General features: G+C 73.4%; 16 protein-coding genes. 10 read left to right on the top strand and 6 right to left on the bottom strand.

All coding sequences use genetic code 11. The annotated features are described in order from the left end of the window. Positions 1-14 precede the first annotated feature (14 nt). Positions 15-1,319 (bottom strand): sensor histidine kinase, encoded by a 1,305-nt coding sequence (locus BAW75_RS21300; protein ID WP_104114674.1) that lies wholly within the window; start codon positions 1,317-1,319, stop codon positions 15-17. A 390-nt stretch (positions 1,320-1,709) separates the two neighbouring features. Between BAW75_RS21300 and BAW75_RS21295 the strand changes: the two genes are divergently transcribed. From BAW75_RS21295 to BAW75_RS21270, 6 genes are all read left to right on the top strand, one after another. Beyond that, positions 1,710-2,480 carry a redox-sensing transcriptional repressor Rex gene (locus BAW75_RS21295; protein WP_104114673.1) on the top strand — a complete coding sequence of 257 codons (771 nt, stop codon included), beginning with the start codon at positions 1,710-1,712 and terminating at the stop codon, positions 2,478-2,480. Further along, a complete protein-coding gene (locus tag BAW75_RS21290; protein WP_104114672.1) occupies positions 2,477-3,850 on the top strand; it encodes a glutamyl-tRNA reductase in 1,374 nt (457 codons plus the stop codon). Before BAW75_RS21295 ends, BAW75_RS21290 begins: the two co-directional genes overlap by 4 nt. After that, positions 3,847-4,833 carry a hydroxymethylbilane synthase gene (gene hemC, locus BAW75_RS21285; RefSeq protein ID WP_104114671.1) on the top strand — a complete coding sequence of 329 codons (987 nt, stop codon included), beginning with the start codon at positions 3,847-3,849 and terminating at the stop codon, positions 4,831-4,833. The genes BAW75_RS21290 and hemC overlap by 4 nt, the downstream gene beginning before the upstream one ends. After that, on the top strand, positions 4,830-6,410 hold the full coding sequence (locus tag BAW75_RS21280) for a bifunctional uroporphyrinogen-III C-methyltransferase/uroporphyrinogen-III synthase (RefSeq protein WP_030502883.1): 1,581 nt from the start codon (positions 4,830-4,832) through the stop codon (positions 6,408-6,410). Before hemC ends, BAW75_RS21280 begins: the two co-directional genes overlap by 4 nt. A gap of 13 nt (positions 6,411-6,423) precedes the next feature. Further along, on the top strand, positions 6,424-7,407 hold the full coding sequence (gene hemB, locus BAW75_RS21275) for a porphobilinogen synthase (protein ID WP_043328097.1): 984 nt from the start codon (positions 6,424-6,426) through the stop codon (positions 7,405-7,407). Between the two features lie 652 nt (positions 7,408-8,059). Next, positions 8,060-8,629, top strand: coding sequence for a helix-turn-helix domain-containing protein (locus BAW75_RS21270; RefSeq protein ID WP_244206203.1), 570 nt, complete (start codon positions 8,060-8,062; stop codon positions 8,627-8,629). A 32-nt stretch (positions 8,630-8,661) separates the two neighbouring features. Here the strand turns inward: BAW75_RS21270 and BAW75_RS21265 are convergent, their stop codons facing one another. The 3 genes from BAW75_RS21265 to BAW75_RS21255 form a co-directional block, all read right to left on the bottom strand. Then, on the bottom strand, positions 8,662-11,934 hold the full coding sequence (locus BAW75_RS21265) for a lamin tail domain-containing protein (protein WP_104114669.1): 3,273 nt from the start codon (positions 11,932-11,934) through the stop codon (positions 8,662-8,664). A gap of 91 nt (positions 11,935-12,025) precedes the next feature. Further along, the gene (locus BAW75_RS21260) at positions 12,026-13,042 is read right to left on the bottom strand and encodes a GNAT family N-acetyltransferase (RefSeq protein WP_043328100.1); all 1,017 of its coding nucleotides are present in this window, start codon (positions 13,040-13,042) and stop codon (positions 12,026-12,028) included. 67 nt (positions 13,043-13,109) lie between these two features. Then, on the bottom strand, positions 13,110-14,396 hold the full coding sequence (locus BAW75_RS21255; protein WP_244206202.1) for a lytic transglycosylase domain-containing protein: 1,287 nt from the start codon (positions 14,394-14,396) through the stop codon (positions 13,110-13,112). 37 nt (positions 14,397-14,433) lie between these two features. Between BAW75_RS21255 and BAW75_RS21250 the strand changes: the two genes are divergently transcribed. After that, positions 14,434-14,649 (top strand): FmdB family zinc ribbon protein, encoded by a 216-nt coding sequence (locus BAW75_RS21250; RefSeq protein ID WP_104114667.1) that lies wholly within the window; start codon positions 14,434-14,436, stop codon positions 14,647-14,649. A 155-nt stretch (positions 14,650-14,804) separates the two neighbouring features. Further along, positions 14,805-17,618, top strand: a complete 2,814-nt coding sequence (locus BAW75_RS21245) for an ATP-binding protein (RefSeq protein ID WP_069087771.1) — start codon at positions 14,805-14,807, stop codon at positions 17,616-17,618. Between the two features lie 60 nt (positions 17,619-17,678). On the opposite strand, the gene BAW75_RS21240 is transcribed toward BAW75_RS21245, so the two are convergent. Both BAW75_RS21240 and BAW75_RS21235 read right to left on the bottom strand, forming a co-directional pair. Next, positions 17,679-18,221, bottom strand: coding sequence for a phospholipase (locus BAW75_RS21240; protein WP_104114666.1), 543 nt, complete (start codon positions 18,219-18,221; stop codon positions 17,679-17,681). 160 nt (positions 18,222-18,381) lie between these two features. Then, complete coding sequence (locus BAW75_RS21235) at positions 18,382-20,046, bottom strand: glycoside hydrolase family 10-like protein (RefSeq protein ID WP_104114665.1); 1,665 nt, start codon at positions 20,044-20,046, stop codon at positions 18,382-18,384. A 274-nt stretch (positions 20,047-20,320) separates the two neighbouring features. Between BAW75_RS21235 and BAW75_RS21230 the strand changes: the two genes are divergently transcribed. Together BAW75_RS21230 and BAW75_RS21225 are read left to right on the top strand one after the other, a co-directional pair. After that, on the top strand, positions 20,321-21,814 hold the full coding sequence (locus BAW75_RS21230) for an amino acid permease (protein WP_104114664.1): 1,494 nt from the start codon (positions 20,321-20,323) through the stop codon (positions 21,812-21,814). A 156-nt stretch (positions 21,815-21,970) separates the two neighbouring features. Continuing rightward, positions 21,971-22,975, top strand: coding sequence for a LacI family DNA-binding transcriptional regulator (locus BAW75_RS21225; RefSeq protein WP_104114663.1), 1,005 nt, complete (start codon positions 21,971-21,973; stop codon positions 22,973-22,975). The last annotated feature ends 37 nt before the right edge of the window (positions 22,976-23,012 follow it).

Here is a 23,012-nt window from a genome sequence, read left to right as displayed (position 1 = left end):
CCCGGTGGTCCGGGTCACCTCGGTAGTTCGGCGTGGACCCGGGTCGGGCCGCCGGCCGGGCTGGTCACCTCCAGCGTGCCGCCGGCTGCCCGGACCCGGTCGGCGATGCCGTTGAGCCCGTGGCCCTTGGCCAGGTGCGCGCCGCCGACGCCGTCGTCGGTGACGGTGATCTCCAGCCGGCCCACCTTCCGGGTGACCTCCACCCGGCAGGCGTTCGCCCGGCTGTGCTTCGACACGTTCGTCAGCGCCTCGGCCACCACGAAGTACGCGGTGCTCTCCAGCCCCGGGTCGAGCCGGCCGGCGGCGGTGCCCAGGTCGTCGTCCACCACCAGTTCGGTCGGCACCAGCGCCCGGGCGGCCAGCGCGGCGAGCGCGCTGGGCAGGCCCCGGTCGACCAGGATCGGTGGCGCGATGCCCCGGGACAGCGCGCGCAGCTCGTCCAGCGTCTCCCGGGTCTGGGCGACTGCCTCGTCGAGCGTCTGCCGGGCCGCGTCCGGGTTGTCGGCGAGCTGGTGGCGGGCCCGGCCGAGGTCCATGGCGAGCCGGACCAGCCGCTGCTGCGGGCCGTCGTGGATGTCGCGCTCCAGCCGGCGCAGCGCGACCGCCTCGGCCGAGGCGGCGGCGCGCTTCTGCTCCTCCAGCGTGATGATCCGCTGTCGCATCTCGGCCACGCCGGTGAGCAGCGAGTACGCCAGCCCGGCCTGGAGCCGGGCGCAGCCGCGCGCCACCAGCGGGAGCGTGAACAGGGCGAACAGCCCGATCGCGGTGTTCAGGGCGATCCGGGCGCCGGCGCCGTCACCCATCCCGAGGAGCTGGCTCAGGTCCTGGTTGTCGACGCCGCGCGGGATGGCCCAGTCGTAGACGACGTAGAGCGTGCCGCCCAGGGCCAGCACCCACCAGACCACCAGCAGCACGAACGTGGGCAGGGCCACCAGCAGCCGGACGAACGCGTGCAGCAGGTCGAGCCACGACTGCGCGTCCCGGATCGGGGTGAACACCCGCCGCCAGAACCCGGCGCCCGGCTCCGGCCGGCGGTAGACCGGGCGTACCCGGGGCCGGTCCAGCACCGCGGCGAGCCGGAGCCGCTCGATGTCGGCCAGCCCGCGGGCCGCGTACAGGAAGCCGGCGAGGATCGGCAGGCCGAGCGTGGTCACCAGCAGTCCGGCGCTCAGTGAGATCCCCACCACCGCGAGGACGAAGCCGACGATCGCCAGCGGGAAGCCCACGAGTACGTAGGTGGTGTCGCGGGCGAGGCGGCGCAGCAGCCCGTGGACGGGGGACAGCGGAGTGGGCGCGGTGGCCAGTGGTGCGGCGGTCATGGTTCGAGGCTATGGGCGCGTGCCCCGCCGACCCATCCCGCACGCTGGCCTCTTGGGGGTGGGGTTCTCCCTACTGCAAAACGTGAGACTCGCCTCGCCACGCCGGTGACGGAGCGCTACGAGCCGCGCGCGATTGGTCAGGGAAGTCGGGATTGAGCAATAATCGCCACGCGCCGCCAAGGGAGGCGGTCGATCGATCTTGCGGGAATGGAGGGGCAGGTGAAGGCGCGTCGCGAGCTTTCAAGATCGCGATTTGTGCACCTCTTCACAAGCGCCTACTCTGTAGTTCCGACGCGCCCTGCTAGCACAGCCGGCAATCTCGGTCGCCAGCGGGAGTCCCGAAACGACCGGCCCCCGTCGCTGGTCGAGGATCGCACCGCACGGAGTCTCATGAGTCAGCACCGTCAACCAGGCGCGCCCGGCCGCACCGGTGCCGTACCGGCGCTTCCGGACCTGCCCGAGGCGACCGTGTCCCGGCTCCCGGAATACCTGCGTGCGCTGCACACGCTCGCCGACTCCGGGCACGAGACGGTGTCCAGCGAAGGGCTCGCCAACGCGGCAGGCGTCAACTCCGCGAAGCTCCGCAAGGACCTGTCCCACCTCGGCTCGTACGGCACCCGGGGCGTCGGCTACGACGTGGCGCTCCTGGTCGACCAGATCTCCTCGGTGCTCGGCCTCACCCAGTGCCGGGCCGTCGCGCTCGTCGGCGTCGGTAACCTCGGTCACGCGCTGGCCGGCTACGACGGCTTCGCCAACCGCGGCTTCCGTATCGCCGCGCTCCTCGACGCCGACCGGTCCCGGGTCGGCGAGCGGATCAACGGACTCGTCGTCCAGCACATCGACGACCTGCCCCAGGTGGTCGCCGAGGAATCGATCTCGATCGGCGTCATCGCCACGCCCGCCCCGGCCGCCCAGGCGGTCGCCGATCAGCTGGTCGCCGTCGGCGTGACGAGCATCCTCAACTTCGCGCCCTGCGTACTCTCGGTCCCGGACGGGGTCGACGTGCGCAAGGTCGACCTCGCCATCGAGCTGCAGATCCTGTCCTTCCACGAGCACCGCAAGGCGTCGCTGACCGCGCTCCCCGCCACCGGCGGGACCGCCATCACCGCCCTGCCCGGCGGGCTCGCGGCCACCGACACCCAGGAGGCGATCGGCACGTGAAACTGCTCGTCGTCGGCGCGTCCTACCGCACCGCCCCGGTCGCCACCCTGGAACAGCTCGCCGTCCCGCCCGCCGACCTCACCCGGACGCTGGACCGCCTGATCGCCCAGCCGTACGTCGCCGAGGCCGTCCTGGTCTCCACCTGCAACCGGGTGGAGGTCTACGCCGCCGTCTCCGGGTTCCACGGCGGACTCGGCGACATCTGCGCGGTCCTGGCCGATCAGGCCGGCTGCCAGCCGGCGGCGCTCGCCCCGCACCTCTACGTGCACTACGACGCCGCCGCCGTGGACCACGTCTTCCGGGTGGCCGCCGGGCTCGACTCGATGGTGGTCGGCGAGGCGCAGATCCTCGGCCAGCTCCGCGACGCCTACCACTCCGCCGGTGGCGCCGACTCGGCCGGCCGCCTGCTGCACGAGCTGATGCAGCAGGCGCTGCGGGTCGGCAAGCGCGCGCACGCCGAGACCAACATCGACCGGGCCGGGCAAGGCGTCGTCACCGCCGCGCTCGACCTCGCCGCCGAGATGCTCGACGGCGAGCTGGCCGGGCGGCCCGCGATGATCGTCGGCGCGGGCGCGATGGGCTCGCTGGGCGTGGCCACGCTGTCCCGGCTGGGCGCCGGCCCGCTCACCGTGACCAACCGGGGCGCCGCCCGTGCCGTCCGGCTCGCCGAGTCGTACGGCGCGTCCGCCGTGCCGATGGCCGAGCTGATCACCGCGCTCGCCGACGTCGACGTCGTGGTCGCCGCCACCGCCGCCACCGAGCCGGTGCTCACCCGCGACGTGGTGACCCGGGCACTGGCCCGCCGGGACGCCGACCGCGGCCCGCTGGTCCTGCTCGACCTGGCCGTACCGCGCGACGTCGAGCCCGGCGTCGCCGAGCTGCCCGGCGTCGAGGTCGTCGACATCGACCGGATGGCCGCCGTGCTCGCCGACGGGCCGGCCGCCGCCGACGCCGCCGAGGTGGCCCGGATCGTCGCCGGTGAGGTCGAGTCGTTCCTGAGCTGGCTGCGCGGCGCCGACGTGGCGCCGACGGTGGCCGCCCTGCGCGGCCGGGCCGACGACGTGGTCGCCACCGAGCTGCGCCGGGTCGGCCAGCGCCGCCCCGACCTCAGCGACGACCAGCGCGCCGAGGTGGCCCGGACCGTGCACCGGGTCGTCCAGCGGCTGCTGCACCAGCCGACCGTACGGGTCCGCCAGCTCGCCGCCGAGCCCGGCGGCGACCAGTACGCGGCGCTGCTGCGCGAGCTGTTCGACCTGGACGTTCCGCAGACGTCCCCGGTCGACACCGTTCCCGACGTGGTCGCCACCGATCTCGACGGGCGGCCGTCGTTCGACGCCGCCGACATCCCGCCCACCGGAGGTGCGCGATGACCGCCCCACTGCGCCTCGGCACCCGGGGCAGCGCCCTGGCGATGGCCCAGTCCGGCCACGTGGCCGAAGCCCTCACCGCGGCCACCGGCCGCCCGGTCGAGCTGGTCGAGGTGGTGACCGCCGGGGACAAGTCGACCGCCCCGGTGCAGCGACTCGGCGTCGGCGTGTTCGTGTCCGCGCTGCGCGACGCGCTGACCGCCGGTGAGATCGACTTCGCCGTCCACTCGTACAAGGACCTGCCCACCGCGGCGGCGCCCGGCCTGCACGTCGCGGCCGTGCCGCCCCGGCAGGACCCGCGCGACGCGCTGGTGGCCACCGACGGCCGTACGCTCGCCGAGCTGCCCCCCGGCGCCCGCGTCGGCACCGGCGCGCTGCGCCGGATCGCCCAGCTGCACGCGCTGGGCATGCAGTTGGAGGTCACCCCGATCCGGGGCAACATCGACACCCGGCTCAGCCGGGTGCTCGGCCCGGACGCCGACCTCGACGCCGTCGTGCTGGCCCGCGCCGGGCTCAACCGGATCGGCCGCGCCGACGTCATCACCGAGACGCTCGACCCGATGCTCATGCTGCCCGCGCCCGCTCAGGGCGCGCTGGCCGTCGAGTGCCGGGCCGACGACCAGGACGTGATCGAGATGCTCGCGCTGCTCGACCACGCGCCGTCCCGCGCCGCGATCACCGCGGAACGGGCGCTGCTGGCCACCCTGGAGGCAGGATGCAGCGCACCCGTGGCCGCGTACGCCGTCCTCGCCGAAGGCGAGCCCACCGACGAGGGCGACGTGATTCAGGAGATCTACCTGCGCGGTGCGGTGATCAGCCCGGACGGTTCGCGTGACCTCCGGCTGTCCCGCACCGGAACGCCCGCCGACGCGGCGGAGATCGGCAAGGCACTCGCCGCCGAACTCCTCGAACTCGGCGCCGACTCGATCCTCGGCCAGGACGCACAGGCCGGCCCGGGGACCCAGCAACTTGGGAGCACAGAATGACCCGCACCCGTAAGCCCGTAGGCCAGATCGCTTTCGTCGGGGCCGGTCCCGGCGACCCCGGCCTGCTGACCCGCCGGGCGCTGGACGCCCTGGTCGAGGCCGACCAGGTGGTCTACGACCGGGGCGTACCCGAGTCGCTCCTGGCGCACGTACGCGCCCAGGCCCGGCCCGACGCCGAGTTCAGCCCCGCCGAGGGTGTGCCGGGGGACGTGGCGAAGGTGCTGATCTCCGCGGCCCGGTCCGGGCAGAACGCCGTGCACCTGGTCGCCGGTGACCCGTTCGGCCACGACTCGGTGGTCAAGGAGGTGCAGGCGGTCGCGCGTACCGCGGCGCACTTCGAGGTGGTGCCGGGCGTCGGCCAGGCCGAGGGCGTCGCCACCTACGCGGGCGTCCCGCTGCCGGGCGTACGCACCGCCGCCGACGTCGAGGACGTCACCGCGCTCGACTTCGACGCGCTCGCCACGGCCGTGGGCCGGGGTTCGCTGGCGCTCGCCGTGGACGCCGGTGACCTGGCCGCCGTCCGGGACGGCCTGCTGGCCGCCGGCGTCGACGGCACCACAGCGGTGGGGGTGACCGGCGACGGCACCGGCGAGACGCAGTACACCACCACGTCGACTGTCGACTCCTTCGTCGCCGCGGCGCTCGGCTTCACCGGCCGGGTGGTGCTCACCGTCGGCGCGGCCGTCACCGACCGCGACAAGCTGAGCTGGTGGGAGAACCGCCCGCTGTACGGCTGGAAGGTGCTGGTGCCCCGCACCAAGGAGCAGGCCGGCGTGATGAGCGCCCGGCTGCGCGCGTACGGGGCGATCCCGTGCGAGGTGCCGACCATCGCGGTCGAGCCGCCGCGTACCCCGGCGCAGATGGAGCGGGCGGTCAAGGGCCTGGTCGACGGCCGCTACGCCTGGGTGATCTTCACCTCGGTCAACGCGGTCCGGGCGGTGTGGGAGAAGTTCGCCGAGCACGGCCTCGACGCCCGCCACTTCGGCGGCGTCAAGATCGCCTGTATCGGTGACGCCACCGCCGAGGCGGTCCGCGCGTTCGGCATCCAGCCGGAGCTGATCCCCTCCGGGGAGCAGTCCTCCGAGGGCCTGCTGGCCGAGTTCTCGCCGCACGACGAGGTCCTCGACCCGGTCGGCCGGGTGCTGCTGCCGCGCGCCGACATCGCGACCGAGACGCTTGCCGCCGGGCTCACCGAGCGGGGCTGGGAGGTCGACGACGTGACCGCGTACCGGACGGTGCGGGCGGCCCCGCCGCCGGCCGAGATCCGCGACGCGATCAAGTCGGGCGGGTTCGACGCCGTGCTGTTCACCTCGTCGTCCACGGTGCGGAACCTCGTCGGTATCGCCGGGAAGCCGCATGCGCGCACGGTTGTTGCAGTGATCGGGCCCAAGACGGCGGAGACCGCCACCGAGTTCGGCCTGCGGGTCGACGTGCAGCCGCCGCACGCCTCGGTGCCCGACCTGGTGGAGGCGCTCGCCGCCTACGCCGTCGAGCTGCGGGAGAAGCTCGCCGCCATGCCGGCGAAGCAGCGCCGGGGCTCCAAGGTGCAGGGCCCGACCGCCCTGAGGTTCCGCTGACAGGAGGCTCCTCATGCCGTACCCCGAGATCCGGCCCCGCCGGCTGCGCCGCAACGCGGCCGTGCGGCGGCTGGTCTCCGAGACCCGCGTCGACCCGGCCGAGCTGGTCGTGCCGATGTTCGTCAAGGAGGGGCTGACCGAGCCGAGGGCGATCGCGTCGCTCCCGGGAGTGCTCCAGCACTCCCGGGACTCGCTGCGCAAGGCCGCCGTCGAAGCGGTCCAGGCCGGGGTCGGCGGGATCATGCTGTTCGGGGTGCCGGCGACGCGCGACGAGACCGGCTCCGGCGGTGTCGACCCGGCGGGCATCCTGAACGTGGCGATCCGGGACGTGGTCGCCGAGGTCGGTGACGCGACTGTGGTGATGAGCGACCTCTGCCTGGACGAGTTCACCTCGCACGGGCACTGCGGCCTGCTCACCCCGGACGGCGGGGTCGACAACGACGCCACGCTCGCCGCGTACGCCGACATGGCGGTGGCCCAGGCCGCCGCCGGGGTCCACGTGGTCGGCCCGTCCGGAATGATGGACGGCCAGGTCGGCGTGGTCCGCAAGGCGCTCGACGCCGCCGGGCACCAGGACGTCTCGGTGCTCGCGTACGCGGTGAAGTACGCCTCCGCCTTCTACGGCCCGTTCCGCGACGCGGTGGAGTCGGCGCTGGAGGGCGACCGGCGAACCTACCAGCAGGACCCGGCGAACCTGCGCGAGTCGCTGCGCGAGGTCGAGCTGGACGTGGCCGAGGGCGCCGACATGGTGATGGTGAAGCCCGCGCTGCCCTACCTCGACGTGGTGTCGGCGGTCCGGGCCGCGGTGGACGTCCCGGTCGCCGCCTACCAGGTCTCCGGCGAGTACGCGATGGTCGAGGCGGCCGCCGCGAACGGCTGGATCGACCGGGAGCGGGTGATGCTGGAGACGCTCACCTCGATCCGCCGGGCCGGCGCGCAGATCATCCTCACCTACTGGGCGGTCGAGGCGGCCCAGCTGCTGCGCGAGCGCTACTGACCCTCGCCCGGCCGCCCGGCGTCGGACCCGGGGCGGGCTCGCGCCGGCGCGCGTCGGTGAGATCCGCGGGCGGTGCGTTGCCTCAAGTTGTCCACAGCCAGACGCGGTAGCTCACAGTAGTTTTCAGGGTGGCAGGCGTAATGCCCCTCAGCCGACTTTGCTCTGCAGCCACGGGCGCAACTGTCACGAAGCGTAAGCAGTGCTTCGAAGGCTGCAGAGCAAAGTCGACTGAGGTGCTCTTCCTTGGCTCGGCTATTCCGAGCGTTGTGTCCGGATTGGTTGTTATTTGTCTTGAGTGTGCGGCGTTCTTTTCGGCAGTACTGGCTAACGCACAGTGATGTCACGCTCCGTGTGCTTGAGTGGGGCGGTTGACGCACGGCGAGGTCTGGTCGGGCGGCGGATTCCAGGTTTTCCACAGGGGTGCGGAGCGGGGTTGCGGGCCGATGCGGCAGGCGGGACCGTGGGCGGCGTGACAGACATCGCCGACACCGGGCCGGAGGCGGCCACCGGCACAGGTGCCTGCGCCGCGCCGGAAGCACCATGCGCAATCTCCGCGACGGCCGCTGCCTACGTGACCTGCGCGACGGCCGTGCCCTCAGCGACTCCCGGGAGTTGGGCGACCGCAGTACCGGCAGCGACCCCAGCGACCCCCGTGACAGCGGCTGACGGCGGGCCGGCGGTGGAGGGCGGGCTTGCGGAGGGCGGCAGGCCGGCGCTGCTCACCGAGCCGTTCGACGTCCCGTTCCCGGCGTCGGGGATCATCCGGGCGGTGCGTCGCCGGGCCGACGCCAGCCAGCGTGAGCTGGCCCGGTTCGCCCGGGTGCATCCGAGCACGGTCGGGCGGATCGAGGCGGGCAGCCTGACGCCGAGCCTGGCCATGCTGTCGCGCATCGTGGGCACGGCCGGCTTCCGGCTCGTGGTCGTCGACGAGGCCGGCACGGTGCTCAAGCCGATGCGTGACCGGGCCGACCTGCGTGACGGCGCGGAGCGGCGGTACCCGTCCCACCTCGACGTCGTCACCGACCCGGAGCCGGGAGAGTGGTGGGCCGACCGGTACGGGCTGGCCCGCCCGCCGGAGACCTTCTACCGCGACCGGGCGGTCCGGGACGCGCTGCGCCGCCGCAGCCAGTGGGAGGTGCGGGTGGCCAAGTACCGGAACGTGCCGCCCCCGCCCGATCCGCAGCGGTGCGGATACCGCGGCGGCCCGCCGATCCGCCCATGAGCGAATCGACGGGCCGCCGCCCGGAACACCTGTCAGTCGTCGTTCAGGATCGTCCCGACGCCGGACGGGTCGGCCAGCCGCAGGCCCGGCACACCCGCCACGTACAGCGTGAGCTTCTCGTCCGCCTCGCGCTTGCGGTCGCCGCGCACGGTGACCGGGAACGCCAGCGAGGTCTGGCCCGCGGGGAGCAGTTTGCAACCCACGTACGGGTCGTAGTCCGACCCAGCCTGGGCGGTCGTGCCGTAGGTGGTCGCGCAGATCAACGCCGGCTCGGAGAGCGGGCGGGACACGGTGACGGTGAACGTCATCGCGCGGGTGCCCTTGTCGCCCTCTGCCACCGAGGTGTCGGCCACCCGCAGCGAGGCGCGCGACCGGAACCGGGCCACCTGCGGGTCGTGGTCGCTGGCGCCCCGGTCACCCAGCTCCGGCGCGTCGGTCGGATAGTCGGCGTTGATGTGCGCCGTCCGTACCTGCACCAGGTCGTCGTGCATCGGGTCGTTCACGAACAGGTTGTCCAGCGTCTGCGCCTGGCCGCTGAAGGTGTACGAGTACGCCGACGCGGGCGCGTCCGCCACCAGGTCGTCCCAGAGGTTGTGCAGCCCGGCCTCGTACAGCGGGGCGAGCTGGTCCGACGGGGTCGGGTTCTGTGCGGTGGCGATCGGGTCGTCCGGGCGGGGGAACACGTTCAGGTCGCCGCCGTAGACCACGCGGGCGTTCGGGTCGCTCGCCTCGACCGCCGCGACGATCGCGGCGCCGTACGCGGCCTGCTCGCGGCGCTGCCCGACCCGGCTGTCCGGCCCGGACGAGAAGTGGTTGGCGACCGCCCAGAGCGTGAACCGCTCGGTCGAGCCGGGCGCGGCCTTGACGGTGAACCGGGCCAGCTGGGCCGCGCGGGTGTAGACGTTGCTGCCGTCCACGCCGGTCGACCGGTCCACGTCGGCGGGCAGCACCGCGTTGAACGCCTTCGGGTTCTGCACGTCCGTGTTGGACGCGAGCGCCGCCGAGCGGTACTGGACGGTCGGCGCGGAGCCCAGCAGCGGGTCCGCGGCGGTCGCCTCGGCCAGCGTGAGCCGGTCGGTGCGGTAGAGGAACGCCGAGGCGATGCCGCGGGCGTCCGCGCCGGTGCGGTCGTACGCGGCGGCGTAGGCGGGGCCGCCGTTGGCCGCGATGGCCAGCGCCAGCTCCTGCACGGTGTCCGGCGCGCCGTCGGCGTTGTTCGTGTCACCGCACGCCAGGGCGCCGTCGACCACCGAGCAGATGTCCTGGTCCTCGGCCTCCTGCACCAGGATCAGGTCCGGGCTGTGCAGCGAGTTGACGATCTGCCGGGCCTGCGCGGCCAGCTTGGCGGCGTACGCCTCCTGGCTCGCCGGCACGTAGTCGAACGGCGGGCTGACCCCCGTACATCCGGTGTTGCCGGCGAAGTCGCAGCCGTCGAACGGGTCGTCCCGGTAGTCGTACAGGTTCTCCACGTTGTAGGTGGCGATCGCGACCTCGCTGCCGCGGTCGGCCGGCTGCGGCGGGTGGTTCGCGGCCGGGTCCGCGCCACCGGTCAGGGTGAGCTGCTCGGGCTGCACGCTGTACTTGCTGAACGCGTACGACACGGAGCCGTAGGCGTCCTCGGTCAGCGTGTCGAACGTGCGCGCCTCGGGCAGCAGCGCGCGGGAGTCACCGGCGGCCGCCTTCACGCCGCCCGCTCCCAGCAGGATGCGCTGGTTGTTGCCGTTGTCGAAGAGCGTGCCGGGGATGTCGTCGAGCGGGTGCGCGTCCCGGAACACCCGGCGGGCGTACGGGTCGGACCGCTTCATGACCAGGTCCTCCCGGTCCAGCACGTAGATCTCGGAGTCGGCGGTGGAGGAGTAGATGTGCCGGGGCGCGGATACGCCGCTGCCGGCGCGTACCCGCATCCGCTCGCCCTCGTGCCGCTCCCAGAACAGGTCGGCGGCGGCCGCCTCGGCCGGCGGGACCGCGTCGTCGACCCGGACCGCGGTGTCCACGTCGAGGCCGGAGTCGAGCTTGCGGACCAGCGAGGCGCCGGAGAGCTGGGTCTGGTTGAAGTACTCGGAGACCCGGCCGCGCAGCACTACCTCGTCGCCGACGGTGGGGGCGTACCCGCCGATCAGCGTGGTGAACGAGCCCATGAAGACGAACAGCCCGTCGGACGTGAGCGGGTCGCCGTCCTCGGTGCCGAGCCGGCTCTGCAGGTAGAAGCCCCACTGGTCGGCCCCGGCCGAGCTGCGGGTCAGCGACATGCCGGTGATGACGCCGCGCACGTCGTACAACTGGGAGCTGGTGCCGTTGCCGCTGGCCGGGGCAAGCGGCGACCGGTCGGCGCGGCCGTCCTCGTCGTCGCCGGTGCGGCCCTGCACCTCGCCGATCGACAGCACGCTGGTGGCCTGCACGGAGAGCGTGCAGGTGGCGGTGTCGCCGTCCTCGTCGGTGGCGGTCACCGTGACCGCGTAGCTGCCGGCCGGCAGGCCGGTGGCGGTCAGCGTGGCGGTGGCCGTGCCACCGTCCCCGGCCGCCGGGGTGAACGCGGTACGGCTGATCGAGCCGCTCGCCGGAGCCGGCACGACGGCGGTGACCGCGAGGTCGGTGATCGTGTCGTCGGCGTCGGTCGCGGTCACCTCGCGGGTCGCGGTGGCGCCCGCCGACAGCGTCAGCGCGCCGCCGCAGGCCAGCGTCGGCGGCTGGTCGACCGGGCCGCCTCCGCCGATGGTGTGGCTGCCCAGCCCGTCGAACGTGTCGGTGGCGAAGCCGGCCCACTGCGCGGCCGGGTCGAACGGGTCCGCCGGGTCGGTGTCGCCGGCGGTCACCGAGGGCAGCCGGCGCAACGTGTTGTCGGCGGTGCTGGTGAGCCCGCTGCCCCACTCGCTGCCCGGGTCGACGCCGATCTGGCCGAGGGAGTCGACCACCGTGTCACCCTTGCGCAGCACGATCGCGTCGTCGCCGTTGAACAGCGACCCGCCGTACGTCTGGTCGGCCTGGGCGAGGATCGCGGGCGCGGCCGACGCGGCGGCGAAGACGAACACGTCCCCGGCGGCGACGGTGCCGGTCAGCGCGATGTTCGTCGACGTGCTGGCGCCGTTGAAGTAGAGCTGGAGCTGGTAGCCCGCGGCAGCCAGGTCGATCGGGGCGCCGGTGCCGTTGTACAGCTCGACGGCCTTGTTGTTGGACGACCCCTCGACGTACTCGGAAATGAGCAGGTCGGTGGGCGCGGCGCTGGCCGCGGGGGGTGCGACAGCGATCGCCGTGAGGGTGACGGCGGCGGTGGTCGCGAGCGCGGCGAGGGTGCGGCGCGGGCGCATGGGGCCTCCACGGTGGGTGGACAGGAACTAACGAACGTTAAGGGTCTCGTGGGTCCACCGTCCAGCCCTTCGGTGGCCGTCCGGTGAACGGTCAGCGGTGACTGTCCAGCCGGTGCACCAGTTCGGCGACGTCCACCCCGTACTCGCACCAGTCGCGGTCGGGGCGGTAACCCAGCTCGGCGTTGACCTTCAGCATCGACTCGTTGTCCTGCGCGTTCCAGGTCTGCACCTCGACCAGCTGGGGCTCGGCCGAGCGCAGCTCCAGCAGCATCCGCGCCTTGATGGCCCGGTCGATGCCGTAACCACGGTGGTCGTGGACGACGATCGTGTCGTACTGGTCGGCCCGGGTCGGGTGCTGCGCCGGCACCACCACCTCGGTCAACCCGGCCACGTCCCCGGTCCGCTCGTGCAACGCCAGCACGATGTACGGCTTCATGCCGCGCCGGTGCAACGTGGCGAGACTGTCCCGCAGCCGGTCCGGGTCGTAGGAGCTGGGCCGCAGTTCCACGTCGTCGGAGTCGCGCACCTCGGCCTTGGCCCGCGCGTACGCCTCGAGCAGCTCGTCCGGCGGCCCGCCGGGCCAGAACTCCACGTGATAGCCCGCGCCCACCTCGGCGGCCATCTCGGTCAGCGCCGGCCAGTCCACCGTACGCAGGTCGAGCACGCTGCGGGTCTCCACATAGTCGCGGGTGAAGCCCAGCGACTCGTAGAACGCCACGGCCGGGGTGTCGCCGACCACCTCCACGCCGATCGACTGGAAGCCCTCGTCCCAGACCCGGCGGGCGGCCACCCGGACCAGCTCACGGCCGAGCCCGGTGCGCCGGACCGCCGGATGCACCAGCACCTCCAGTACGCCGATGCCACCCAGCAGCAGCACGTGCACATGCCCGACGATCGCTCCGGGCGTGCCGTCCGGAGCGTCGTCCTCCTGCGCCACCCAGGAGATCCGCCGCTCGCCGGGCATCACCTCGGACAGGTACTCCCGCATGGAGCTCTCCTGCCAGGGCGGGTCCTGCGGCAGGTCGGCCGCCAGGACCGCGTTCAGCGTGTCCAGCAGGGACGCGATCTCGGCGGACGAGGCGGTCCGAGGGTTCCACTCGCGCACCATCACCCGTCTAGCTTGCCGTCAACCGCTGCCGGGGGGAAGGGTTCAGTCCGCGAATGTACGCGAGCGGTCACCTCACGTTGCGGCTGAGCCTGCCGTACTCGTCGGCCTTGTCGAAGACCGCCTGGGCGTACCGGCGCACATCGTTGTACGAGAGGATGGCCCCCCACCAGTCACCCGGGATGGTCATGTTCCGGCCGCCCTTGCACAGATACTGGCCGGCGGCCAGCGCCGCGTCGTCGATGTCGTGGGGGTTCTTCACGCCGTCGTTGTCCGCGTCGGCGCCGATCTCCTGCCAGGTGGTCGGGATGAACTGCATCGGCCCGAGCGCCCGGTCGTAGACGCGGTCGCCGTCGAGCTGCCCCTGGTCGGTGTCGAGGATCCGGGACCGGCCGCCCTGCCCGTCGAGCGGCTGCCCCTTGATCTCCGGCAGGGCCCGGCCGTCGGGCCCGAGCGTGGCGCCGTTGGCCGAGCCGTGCCCGGACTCGACGTGCCCGATGGCGGCGAGCGTGGTCCAGCTCAGCTGGCAGGCACGGTTGGTCTGGGCGAGCACCAGCTCGGCGTAGGCGTACGCCTGGAGCGCCACCACCGGGATGGCGGTGACCGCGCTGACCCGCCTCGCCCAGTCGGCGAGGGCGTCGGCGGGACGACCGGTGGGTGGTGCGACAGTCACGCCGCCGGGCAGCGGCGTTCCGGTCGGCGCGGCGGTGCCGGACAGCCCGGACGGGTCCGGGAACAGGGGCGTCGCGGCGGGCGCGGCGGTCCGCGCCACGGTCGGCTCCGGCAGGGCCTCGTCGACCGACGCCGGCCTGCCGACGGCGGCCGGCACGATCACCGCGCCGGCCGTGGTGGCGGCGCCGACCAGGGCGAGCAGGAACAGCGCCGGCAGCGTGGTCCGCCCGGCGGGGCGGCGGGACCAGGCGCGGGTGGCGCTGGCCGCGCCGACGGCGAGCTGCCGCGGGCGGGTGCGGACGGCGTGCGCGAACGGCACGCGCCGACGTCGCCCGCCGGCCGGCTGCGCGTCGTCCGCCGCCTCGGCCTTCGCCTCCGGCTTCTCGCCGGACGGGGCGCCCGCGTCAGCCTTCGTGTCCGTGTCGGCTCCGGCGTCGGGCGTGCGCCCCGGCTTCGCGTCCGGCTCGGGCTGCGGCTTCGCGCCCGGGTCCGGGTCCGTGCTCGGCTCGCCAGCCGTGGCGTCCGGGTCGCGGGCCGGGCCGGCGGGCGGCTTCGGGGGAATGGGGTCGCGCTCGCGGCGGGGACGCGGGACGGGCCGGGCGTCGCCGTCGGGCGGCACGGCGGGTCGCAGGGGCCGGGCCGTCGCTCGCCGTTCGCCGTCCACCACCCCTCGAGTATCACCCATCCGTGTGACGGCGTCAGGTCCGCCGTACGCTGATGTCATGCCCCGGTACGAGTTCCGTTGCCGCGCCTGCGGCGACACCTTCGAGGTCAACCGCCCGATGGCCGAGGCCGCCCGGCCGGCCACCTGCCCGCGGGGTCACGCCGACACGGTGAAGCTGCTCTCCGCTGTCGCCGTCACCGGGCGTGGTGGTTCCGGCCCGACTGGTGGGATTCCCAGCGGTGGCGGTTGCTGCGGCGGCTCCTGCGGCTGCTGAGTTTCCGCCGCTCGTCCCGCGGGTCGAACCGGCTCTTGCCGCCCGTGTGATCTTTTGGCACCTTGGGTCGGAATCCGCCCAACCGTTCTCACGATGCGTGACGGCGCGATCATAGGGCAGCATGGATCCGACGTCAGCGGGCGGAGGTTCGACGTATGTCGCCAGAACACCACCTCCCGAGCGGGTGGGTGACCTTCGTGTTCACCGACATCGAAGGTTCGACCCGGCTGGCCCGGATGCTGGGCCCGGTCTACCGGCCGGTGCTGCACGAGCATCGCCGGCTGCTGCGGGACACCCTCGCCGGCACCGACGGGGCCGAGCTGCTGACCGAGGGCGACTCGTTCTTCCTCGCGTTCCCGGACGCCGCCGCCGCGGTGCACGCCTGCCTGACCGCGCAGCGCGCGCTCGCCGGTCACGACTGGCCCAACCCGGACGCCACGCCCCGGGTCCGGATGGGACTGCACACCGGCTACGCCGAGCCGCGCGACGGCGAGTACGCCAGCCCCGAGGTGCACCGGGCCGCCCGGGTGGCCGCCGCCGCGCACGGCGGGCAGGTGCTCTGCTCGGCCGCCACCGCCAAGCACGCCGAACCGCTGCCGGACGGTGTTTCCCTGCTGGACCTCGGCCTGCACCGGCTGCGTGGCTTCGACGACCGGGAGCGGCTGTTCCAGCTCGTCGCGCCCGGTCTGGAGCGGCGTTTCCCGCGCCCGCGTACCGCCGACGCGGCGGCTCACAACCTGCCCACCCAGGTCACCTCGTTCGTCGGCCGGCAGGCCGAGCGCGCCGAGCTGGGCCGGCTGGTCGAGGCGTACCGCCTGGTGACGGTGCTCGGCGCGGGCGGCGCCGGCAAGACCCGGCTGGCCGTGGAGCTGGCCTCCGGGATCGTGGAGGACTACCCGGACGGGGTCTGGTTCGTCGACATCGCCGCGGTGACCGACCCGGGGCTCGTGGCGTTCGAGATCGCCGCCGTGCTCGGCCTCCGCCCGGAGCCCGGCCGGCCGATGCTCGACACCCTCGTCGAGTACGCGGCGCCGCGCCGGATGCTCGTGCTGCTGGACACCTGCGACGCCCAGACCGCGGCGTCGGCCGAGGTGATCAGCCGGCTGCTGGCCGGTGGCCGGGGCGTACGGGTGCTGGCGACCAGCCGGGAGTCGTTCGGCGTACCCGGTGAGGTGGTGTGGCGGATCCCGCCGCTGTCGGTGGACGAGGGGCCCGACGGTGGCAGTGACGCGGTGGCGTTGCTGCTGGACCGCACGGCGGTGGCCCGGGGCGGGCGGGCGCCGGAGGCGGCCGAGCAGGCCGACCTGCACCGGGTGGTCCGCCGCCTGGACGGGCTGCCGCTGGCCATAGAGCTGGCCGCCGCCCGGCTGCGGGTGCTCTCCGCCGGGCAGCTGGCGGAGCGGCTGGACGACATGCTGGGCACGCTCGACGCGGGACGGGAGACGGCGGAGCCGCCGCCGGTGGAGGCGGGCTGGAGCGGCAACCAGCAGGACACCGTGGACCTGGTGGCCGCGGCGACCGGCGCCGCACCGCCCACGCCGGCGACCCGCGCGGTGCAGCGCTCGGCCAGTGAGCGGCACCTGACCATCCAGGCGACCGTCACCTGGTCGTACCGGACGCTCGGCGCGCGTTCGGCCCGGCTGCTGCGCTGGATGGCGGTGTTCGCCGGACCGGTGGACCTGCCCACCGTGCAGTGGCTGCTCGGCGAGGACCCGCTCGACCCGCTCTCGGTTCTCGTGGACAAGTCGATGGTGCTGGCCGAGCCGCACGCCTCGGGCAGCACGTACCGGATGCTCGACCCGATCCGGGCGTACGCGGCCCGGCGGCTGGTCGAGGCGGGCGAGGAGCAGAGCGCCCGGGACCGGCACGTGGACTGGTGCCGGCACGCGCTGGACCGGGCGTGCCTCGGGCCGGACGGCCGTCCGGTGACGCTCTCCCTGTACGCGCTGGATCCGCTGGCCGGTGAGTTGCGGGCCGCGCTGCGCTGGTGCGCGACCGGCGGTAGCGCCCGGGCGGGGCTGCGCCTGGCCGGCGACCTGGACCAGTGGTGGCGGGAACGCGGGCTGGCCCGGGAGGGGCGGCTCTGGCTGTTCCGGCTCTACGGCCGGCTCGCCGAGACCGGCGAGGTGATGCCGGAGGCCGAGCTGGCCGCCGCGTACCACATGCATTCGCTGCACGCGGGCGCGGACGGCGAGTTCGGCGAGGAGCTGCGGTACTCGCAGCGGGCCGAGGCGGCCGCCCGGCAGTCCGGTGACCGGGGGCTGCTGGCCCGGGTGCTGGCCGGGCGCGCCGCGCCGCTCGTCGACATGGGCCAGTTCGCCGAGGCGGAGCGGGTCTGCCGCGAGGTGATCGACTGGGCGTACGCGCAGGACGTGGTCGGGGACGCGCTGCTCGCCGTCTACAACCTGGCCGAGCTGCTCTGGCGCCGGGGCGCGCTGGACGAGGCCGCCGAGGTGCTCGCCGCGGCCCGCCCGGTCGAGGCGTCGCGGCCGGCGGAGCGGGGCGGCCGTTCGGTGGACATGCTGCTCGGGATGGTGGCGCTGGCCCGGGGTGACCTGGTGGCGGCGCACGAGCACCTGCTGGTGGCGTTGCGGTCGCGGATGAGCCACGGCTACCTGGGCCGGGCCTGCGACACGATCAACGCGATAGCGGTGCGCTGCGCGCTGGCCGGGGACGCGCTCTCCGCGGCCCGGCTGTTCGGCGCGGCGCAGGCCACCCGGTCGAACCTGCGGGCCACGCCGGGGATATACGGCCCGTACTGGGCGGCCCGGCAGGCGGAGCTGCGCCGGGTGCTCGGCGACGAGGCGTTCGACGCCGCCTACGGCGCCGGGGCGGGGCTGCGGCTGGACGAGGTGGCGGCGCTGGCGCTGCACGTCGAGCACCCGGACCTGGCCGCCGACTCGCCCCGGTTCGGCGTTCCCGCGCAGGGCTCCTGGCCGGCGTTCCAGCCGCGCAGCACGGCGGGCTGAGGCGGGCGAGCCCGGGCGCGGCGGGGAGCCCGCCGTGCGACGGACTCCCCGCGTGGTGCGTCAGGCGCGGGCGGCGGCGTGGCGTTCGGCGTCGGCCTTCATCCGGGCGGCGCGGTCGAGGTCGGCCGGGGACACGGCGGCGACCGAACCGAAGACGCTCACCGCCTGGTAGTACGTCCAGGCGAGGCTGTAGCAGGCGGGCCGGACCACCGTGTTGTACGTGGCGCAGACCCGCTTCAGGTCGGCGTAGAAGGCGTTGTCCAGGCGGGCCTTGTTGGCGGAGAAGACGCCCATCGCCTTGTGGTTGCGGTAGCCGAAGTCGTGCCGGTAGCAGGAGAGCTTGAAGTTGAAGCCGATCGGGTTGTCCGGGCTGGACGAGCAGTAGTCGGTGGACCAGTCGAAGCCGTACTCGGTCCAGGGGGACCGGTTCTGCCGGGCGCTGTTCCAGGCGTTGTAGCTGGACGCGCTGGTCTGCGTCCAGCTCGTCAGGACGGACAGCTTCTGCTGGGTGCTCACCGCGGCGGCGGCCGGTGTGGCCAGACCGAGCAGGGTGAGCAGGGCGAGTGCGCCGGCGGCGAGGGTGGTGGCGAGGCGACGGGACACGGGAACCTCCGCGTGGTGGTGGCCGGGATCTCCGGGTGTCGACAAGTGTCGATCAAAGGGGTGAGCTGGGGCGATGCCCCGGGGAACGGCTCGCTGACATCCGCCTGAACAGACGAATGCCCCCGGACCGGCGAGGCGGCCCGGGGGCATTCGGGGTGAATCAGCGGACGAAGCGCGGCGGGCTCGCCGGGCTCTCGTTCGCCAGCCGGTCCAGCGCGGTCACGTAGTAGGTGTACCGGGTGCCGTCGGCCGCCGTGGTGTCCACCCAGGACTGCACGGCGCCGTCGGTGGCCCGCACGGTGCCGACCAGGTGCGAGGCGTCGGCGAAGTCGCAGCGCCCGGCCAGGCCGTGCCCGTCGAACCGGTAGATCGCGTACGACGCGGCGGTGCCGAGCGGGCCCTTGCCGCCGGCCGGCTGACGCCAGCTCAGGCGTACCCCGTCCGCCTCCCGTTGGGCCTTGGTGACCACCGGGAACAGCAGCGGCTTGCGCGGCAGGTGCGTCATGGTGGGCACCAGCGCGGGGCGGGAGTAGTGCTCGGCGGCGTAGATGTCGGTGGCGCCGAGCCGGTTCGCCCGTACCTGCACCGCGGAGAAGTGCACGTTGCCGAGCACCTCCGGGTACGACCGGTTGAGCGTCAGGTGGTTCGACAGCTCCTGCGGGTTCATCCAGAACGACCCGTACGCCGGGTCACCGCTCTTGTAGTCGGCCTGGCCGATGTAGAGCTGCACCCGCGTGCCGCGCACCTGCTCGGCCCACCACGGCACGAGCCGGGCGTAGTCGGCGGCCGGGTACTGGCCGATGTACCAGTAGAGCTGCGGCACGATGTAGTCGATCCACTCCTCCTTCACCCACTTGCGGGAGTCGGCGGAGATGATGTCGTACGACTGCGAGCCGGTGGTGTCCGAGCCGTTCGGGTCGGCCGACGCGTTGCGCCAGATGCCGAACGGGCTGACGCCGAACTTCACCCACGGCTTGACCGCCTTGATCTTGGCGTTCATCTCCTGGATCAGCAGGTTGATGTTGTCCCGCCGCCAGTCGGCCTTGTCCGTGAAGCCCCTGTTGTACGCCGCGAACGTGGCGTCGTCGGGCACCTGGTGGGTGCCGCTCGGATACGGGTAGAAGTAGTCGTCGAAGTGCACGCCGTCGATGTCGTACCGCTTGACCGCGTCCATCATCGCGGTCTGGACGAACTCGCGGACCTCGGGGACGCCGGGGTTGTAGTAGAGCCGGCTGCCGGCGACGCCGGCGGGCGGGTAGGCGAAGACCCAGTCGGGGTGCTGGCGGGCCGGGCTGTCCGGGGCCAGTTGCGACAGGTCGGCGCCGGCGCCGCCGGGCGCGGGCATGGAGACGCGGTACGGGTTGAACCAGGCGTGGAACTCCAGGTTCCGCTTGTGCGACTCGTCGACCAGGAAGGCCAGCGGGTCCCAGCCGGGGCTCTTGCCGCGTACTCCGGTCAGGTACTCCGACCACGGCTCGTACGGCGAGGGCCAGAACGCGTCGGCGGTCGGGCGGACCTGGACCACCACGGCGTTGTGGTTGAGCTTCTGGGCCAGGTCGAGCCAGGCCAGGTATTCGGCCTTCTGCTTGGCCACCTGGTCCGGCGCGGTCCAGGAGTCCTTTGTGGGCCAGTCGATGTTCGTCACCGAGGCGATCCACATGGCCCGGAACTGGCGCTTGGGGGTGGCCGGGTCGGTGACGCAGTCGGTGGAGGGGGAAGTGGCGGTGCTGGTGTCGTCGGGTGCGGCCTGCGCCGGCGTGCCGGCGACCAGCGCGCTGAGCAACGCCGCGGCCAGCGCGGCGGCTCCGAGCCGAGTTGCCTTCATGCGGTGCGGTCCCTTCGTCGGGTCCGGGGGGACGATCGGCGGGCGGGGTAGCGGCAAGATTCGCCGCACTGCCCACGCCTCCGGTAGGAAACTTTCATCTATCCGTGCCCGGCGCAAGACCTTGACCGGTGATCGATGTCCCGCGCCGTCCGACCTCGGCCGGATCGTGACGATTCCGATACCTGCCGTGCGGGATTGGAGCGGAAAACGGCTGGGTAGCTAGCCCGGTCACAGACCGCCACCGTGGCGGCCACACGGCGGGGGAGGTGATCAGATGTCGGTCCTGCGAACCAAGCCGATCGGGGACGTGCTCGCCCAGGGCGACGCCGACGGCGAGGACGGCAAGCCGGGACTGCGGCGCCGGCTCGGCGCGGTCGACCTGATGGGCTTCGGCATCGGCATCGTGATCGGCACCGGCATCTTCACGCTCACCGGTGTCGAGGCGCGCAACAGCGCCGGGCCGGGCGTGGTGATCTCGTTCGGCATCGCCGGCCTGGTCGCGCTGCTCGCCGCGCTCTGCTACGCCGAACTGGCCAGCAGCGTGCCGACCGCCGGCAGCGCCTACACCTACGCGTACGCGACGATGGGCGAGATCGTCGCCTGGATCATCGGCTGGGACCTGCTGCTGGAGTTCGCGCTCGGCGCGGCGGTGGTGGCCCGCGGCTGGTCCGGCTACCTCGCCGACCTGTTCGGCCTGCCCAGCGCCTGGTTCGCCGAGGAGGGCAGCGTCGTCAACCTCGGCGCGATCGGCATCGTGCTGGTGCTCGGCGTGGTCGCCATCGTCGGCATCCGGGAGTCCGCCCGGGTCACCAACCTGCTGGTGCTGGTCAAGGTGGCGATCTGCGCCTTCGTGATCATCGCCGGGCTGTTCTTCGTCAAGGCGGCCAACCTCAGCCCGTTCATCCCGGCCGCCGAGCCGGCCGGCGCCGGAGACGACGGCATCAAGCAACCGGTCACCCAGGTCATCTTCGGGCTGGAGCCCTCCGTCTTCGGTTTCGTCGGGGTGCTCACCGCCGCCGCGGTGGTGTTCTTCGCGTACACCGGGTTCGAGGCCGTGGCGAACCTGGGTGAGGAGACCCGCAAGCCCAAGCGGGACCTGCCGCTGGGTCTGCTCGGCACGCTGCTCATCTCCACGGTGCTCTACATCGGCGTCTCGCTGGTCGTGGTCGGCATGGTCAAGTACACCGAGATCGACGAGGGCGCGCCGATCGCGTCCGCGTTCCGGGCGGTCGGCGCCGGCTGGGCCGCGGTGCTCGTCTCCATCGCCGCCGTCGCCGGGCTCACCAGCGTGATCCTGGTGGACCTGGTCGCAATGGGCCGGATCGGCTTCGCCATCGCCCGGGACGGGCTCATCCCGCCCGCCATCGCCAAGGTGCACCCGCGCTGGGGCACGCCGTACCGGATCGCCGGCATCATGACCGTCGCGGTGGCGCTGCTCGCCGGTTTCCTGCCGTTGTCGGCGCTGGCCGACCTGGTCAGCATCGGCGCGCTCTGCGCGTTCACGCTCGTCGCGATCGCGGTGCCGATCCTGCGCAAGCGCCGCCCCGACCTGGAGCGGCCGTTCAAGGTGCCGTTCTCGCCGGTGCTGCCGATCGTCACGGCGGTGGCGTGCCTCTACCTGAGCCTGAACCTGTCGGTGGAGACCTGGCTGCGGTTCCTCGCCTGGATGCTGCTCGGCGCGGTCATCTACTTCGGCTACGGCCACCGCAAGAACCGGCTCGCCCGGCGCGAGCACTCGGACACCCCCGAGCCCGCCCCCACCCCCTGAGGCGGGCACCGCGGAGCCCTCTCGACGCGCGGGTCGGGAGGGCTCCGCCCTGATCGACCGTGTATTTCTGCAACGTTGTAACTCTCCGTGTGAAGAGGTCGTCACGTCGTCGTGAGGCGGTACAGTGCGGCCAGCGTTCACCAGGAGGACAGTTCAGTGCGGCACAGGCTCAAGGACGTCGCGGAGCGGGCCGGAGTGTCGGTGAAGACCGTTTCCAACGTCGTCAACGGCTACCAACACGTACGCGCCGACACCCGGGCCCGGGTCGAGGAGGCCATCGCCGCGCTCAACTACCGGCCCAACCTGTCGGCCCGCAACCTGCGCAAAGGGCGTACCGGGGTGATCGCCCTGGCCGTGCCCGAGCTCGACATCCCCTACTTCGCCGAGCTGGCCCGGCACGTCGTCACCGCCGCCGCCGACCACGACTGGACGGTGCTCATCCACCAGACCGGCGGCGGCTCCGAGCAGGAGCGCAAGGCCGCCAGCGGCATCGGCGACCACATGATCGACGGCCTGATCCTGAGCCCGCTCGCGCTCACCTCCGACGACCTCGCCGCCCTGCACGGCCTGCCCGTGGTGCTGCTCGGCGAACGGGTCGACAACGGCCCCGCCGACCACATCATGATCGACAACGTGGCCGCCGCCCGGGAGATCACCGCCCACCTGATCGGGCTCGGCCGCCGCCGGATCGCCGCGATCGGCTCCCAGCGCACCCCCGAGGGCGCCAGCGCCCGGCTCCGCCTGGCCGGCTACACCGCCGCGCTGGCCGGGGCCGGCATCGCGTACGACGACCGCCTGGTGGCGCCCGCGCCGGCCTGGCACCGCGCGGACGGCGCCGCCGCCATGCGGCACCTGCTCGCCACCGGGGTACGCCCCGACGCCGTCTTCTGCTTCAACGACACGCTCGCGCTCGGCGCGCTGCGCGCCCTGCACGAGGCGGGCCTGCGCGTGCCCGAGGACGTCGCGGTGGCCGGCTTCGACGACATCGAGGACGGCCGCTTCTCGATCCCGACGCTGACCACAGTCGCCCCCGACAAGGAACGCATCGCCCGCCTGGCGGTCGAGCTCCTGGCCGGACGTCTCGGCCCCGACCGCGACTCCCCACCCCGCGAACTGGTGACCCCTCACCACCTCGCCCTGCGAGAGTCCGCCCCCCTCTAGCCCCGCGTCTCAGCCGCGTCTCGGCCGCGTCTCAGCC

Origin of the sequence: Micromonospora chalcea (assembly GCF_002926165.1) — a bacterium.
Taxonomy (GTDB): Bacteria; Actinomycetota; Actinomycetes; order Mycobacteriales; family Micromonosporaceae; genus Micromonospora; species Micromonospora chalcea.
Note: the sequence above shows the minus strand (reverse complement) of the source record. Positions and strands in the feature narration are given on the sequence as shown.

Bases quoted from the DNA above. Each gene is read 5' to 3' on its own strand.
- BAW75_RS21250 (WP_104114667.1), top strand. From the start codon at position 14,434: ATGCCCCGGTACGAGTTCCGTTGCCGCGCCTGCGGCGACACCTTCGAG.
- BAW75_RS21230 (WP_104114664.1), top strand. From the start codon at position 20,321: ATGTCGGTCCTGCGAACCAAGCCGATCGGGGACGTGCTCGCCCAGGGC.
- BAW75_RS21235 (WP_104114665.1), bottom strand. From the start codon at position 20,046: ATGAAGGCAACTCGGCTCGGAGCCGCCGCGCTGGCCGCGGCGTTGCTC.
- BAW75_RS21295 (WP_104114673.1), top strand. From the start codon at position 1,710: ATGAGTCAGCACCGTCAACCAGGCGCGCCCGGCCGCACCGGTGCCGTA.
- BAW75_RS21255 (WP_244206202.1), bottom strand. From the start codon at position 14,396: ATGGGTGATACTCGAGGGGTGGTGGACGGCGAACGGCGAGCGACGGCC.
- BAW75_RS21265 (WP_104114669.1), bottom strand. From the start codon at position 11,934: ATGCGCCCGCGCCGCACCCTCGCCGCGCTCGCGACCACCGCCGCCGTC.
- BAW75_RS21300 (WP_104114674.1), bottom strand. From the start codon at position 1,319: ATGACCGCCGCACCACTGGCCACCGCGCCCACTCCGCTGTCCCCCGTC.
- BAW75_RS21260 (WP_043328100.1), bottom strand. From the start codon at position 13,042: ATGGTGCGCGAGTGGAACCCTCGGACCGCCTCGTCCGCCGAGATCGCG.
- BAW75_RS21245 (WP_069087771.1), top strand. From the start codon at position 14,805: ATGTCGCCAGAACACCACCTCCCGAGCGGGTGGGTGACCTTCGTGTTC.
- hemC (WP_104114671.1), top strand. From the start codon at position 3,847: ATGACCGCCCCACTGCGCCTCGGCACCCGGGGCAGCGCCCTGGCGATG.
- BAW75_RS21280 (WP_030502883.1), top strand. From the start codon at position 4,830: ATGACCCGCACCCGTAAGCCCGTAGGCCAGATCGCTTTCGTCGGGGCC.
- hemB (WP_043328097.1), top strand. From the start codon at position 6,424: ATGCCGTACCCCGAGATCCGGCCCCGCCGGCTGCGCCGCAACGCGGCC.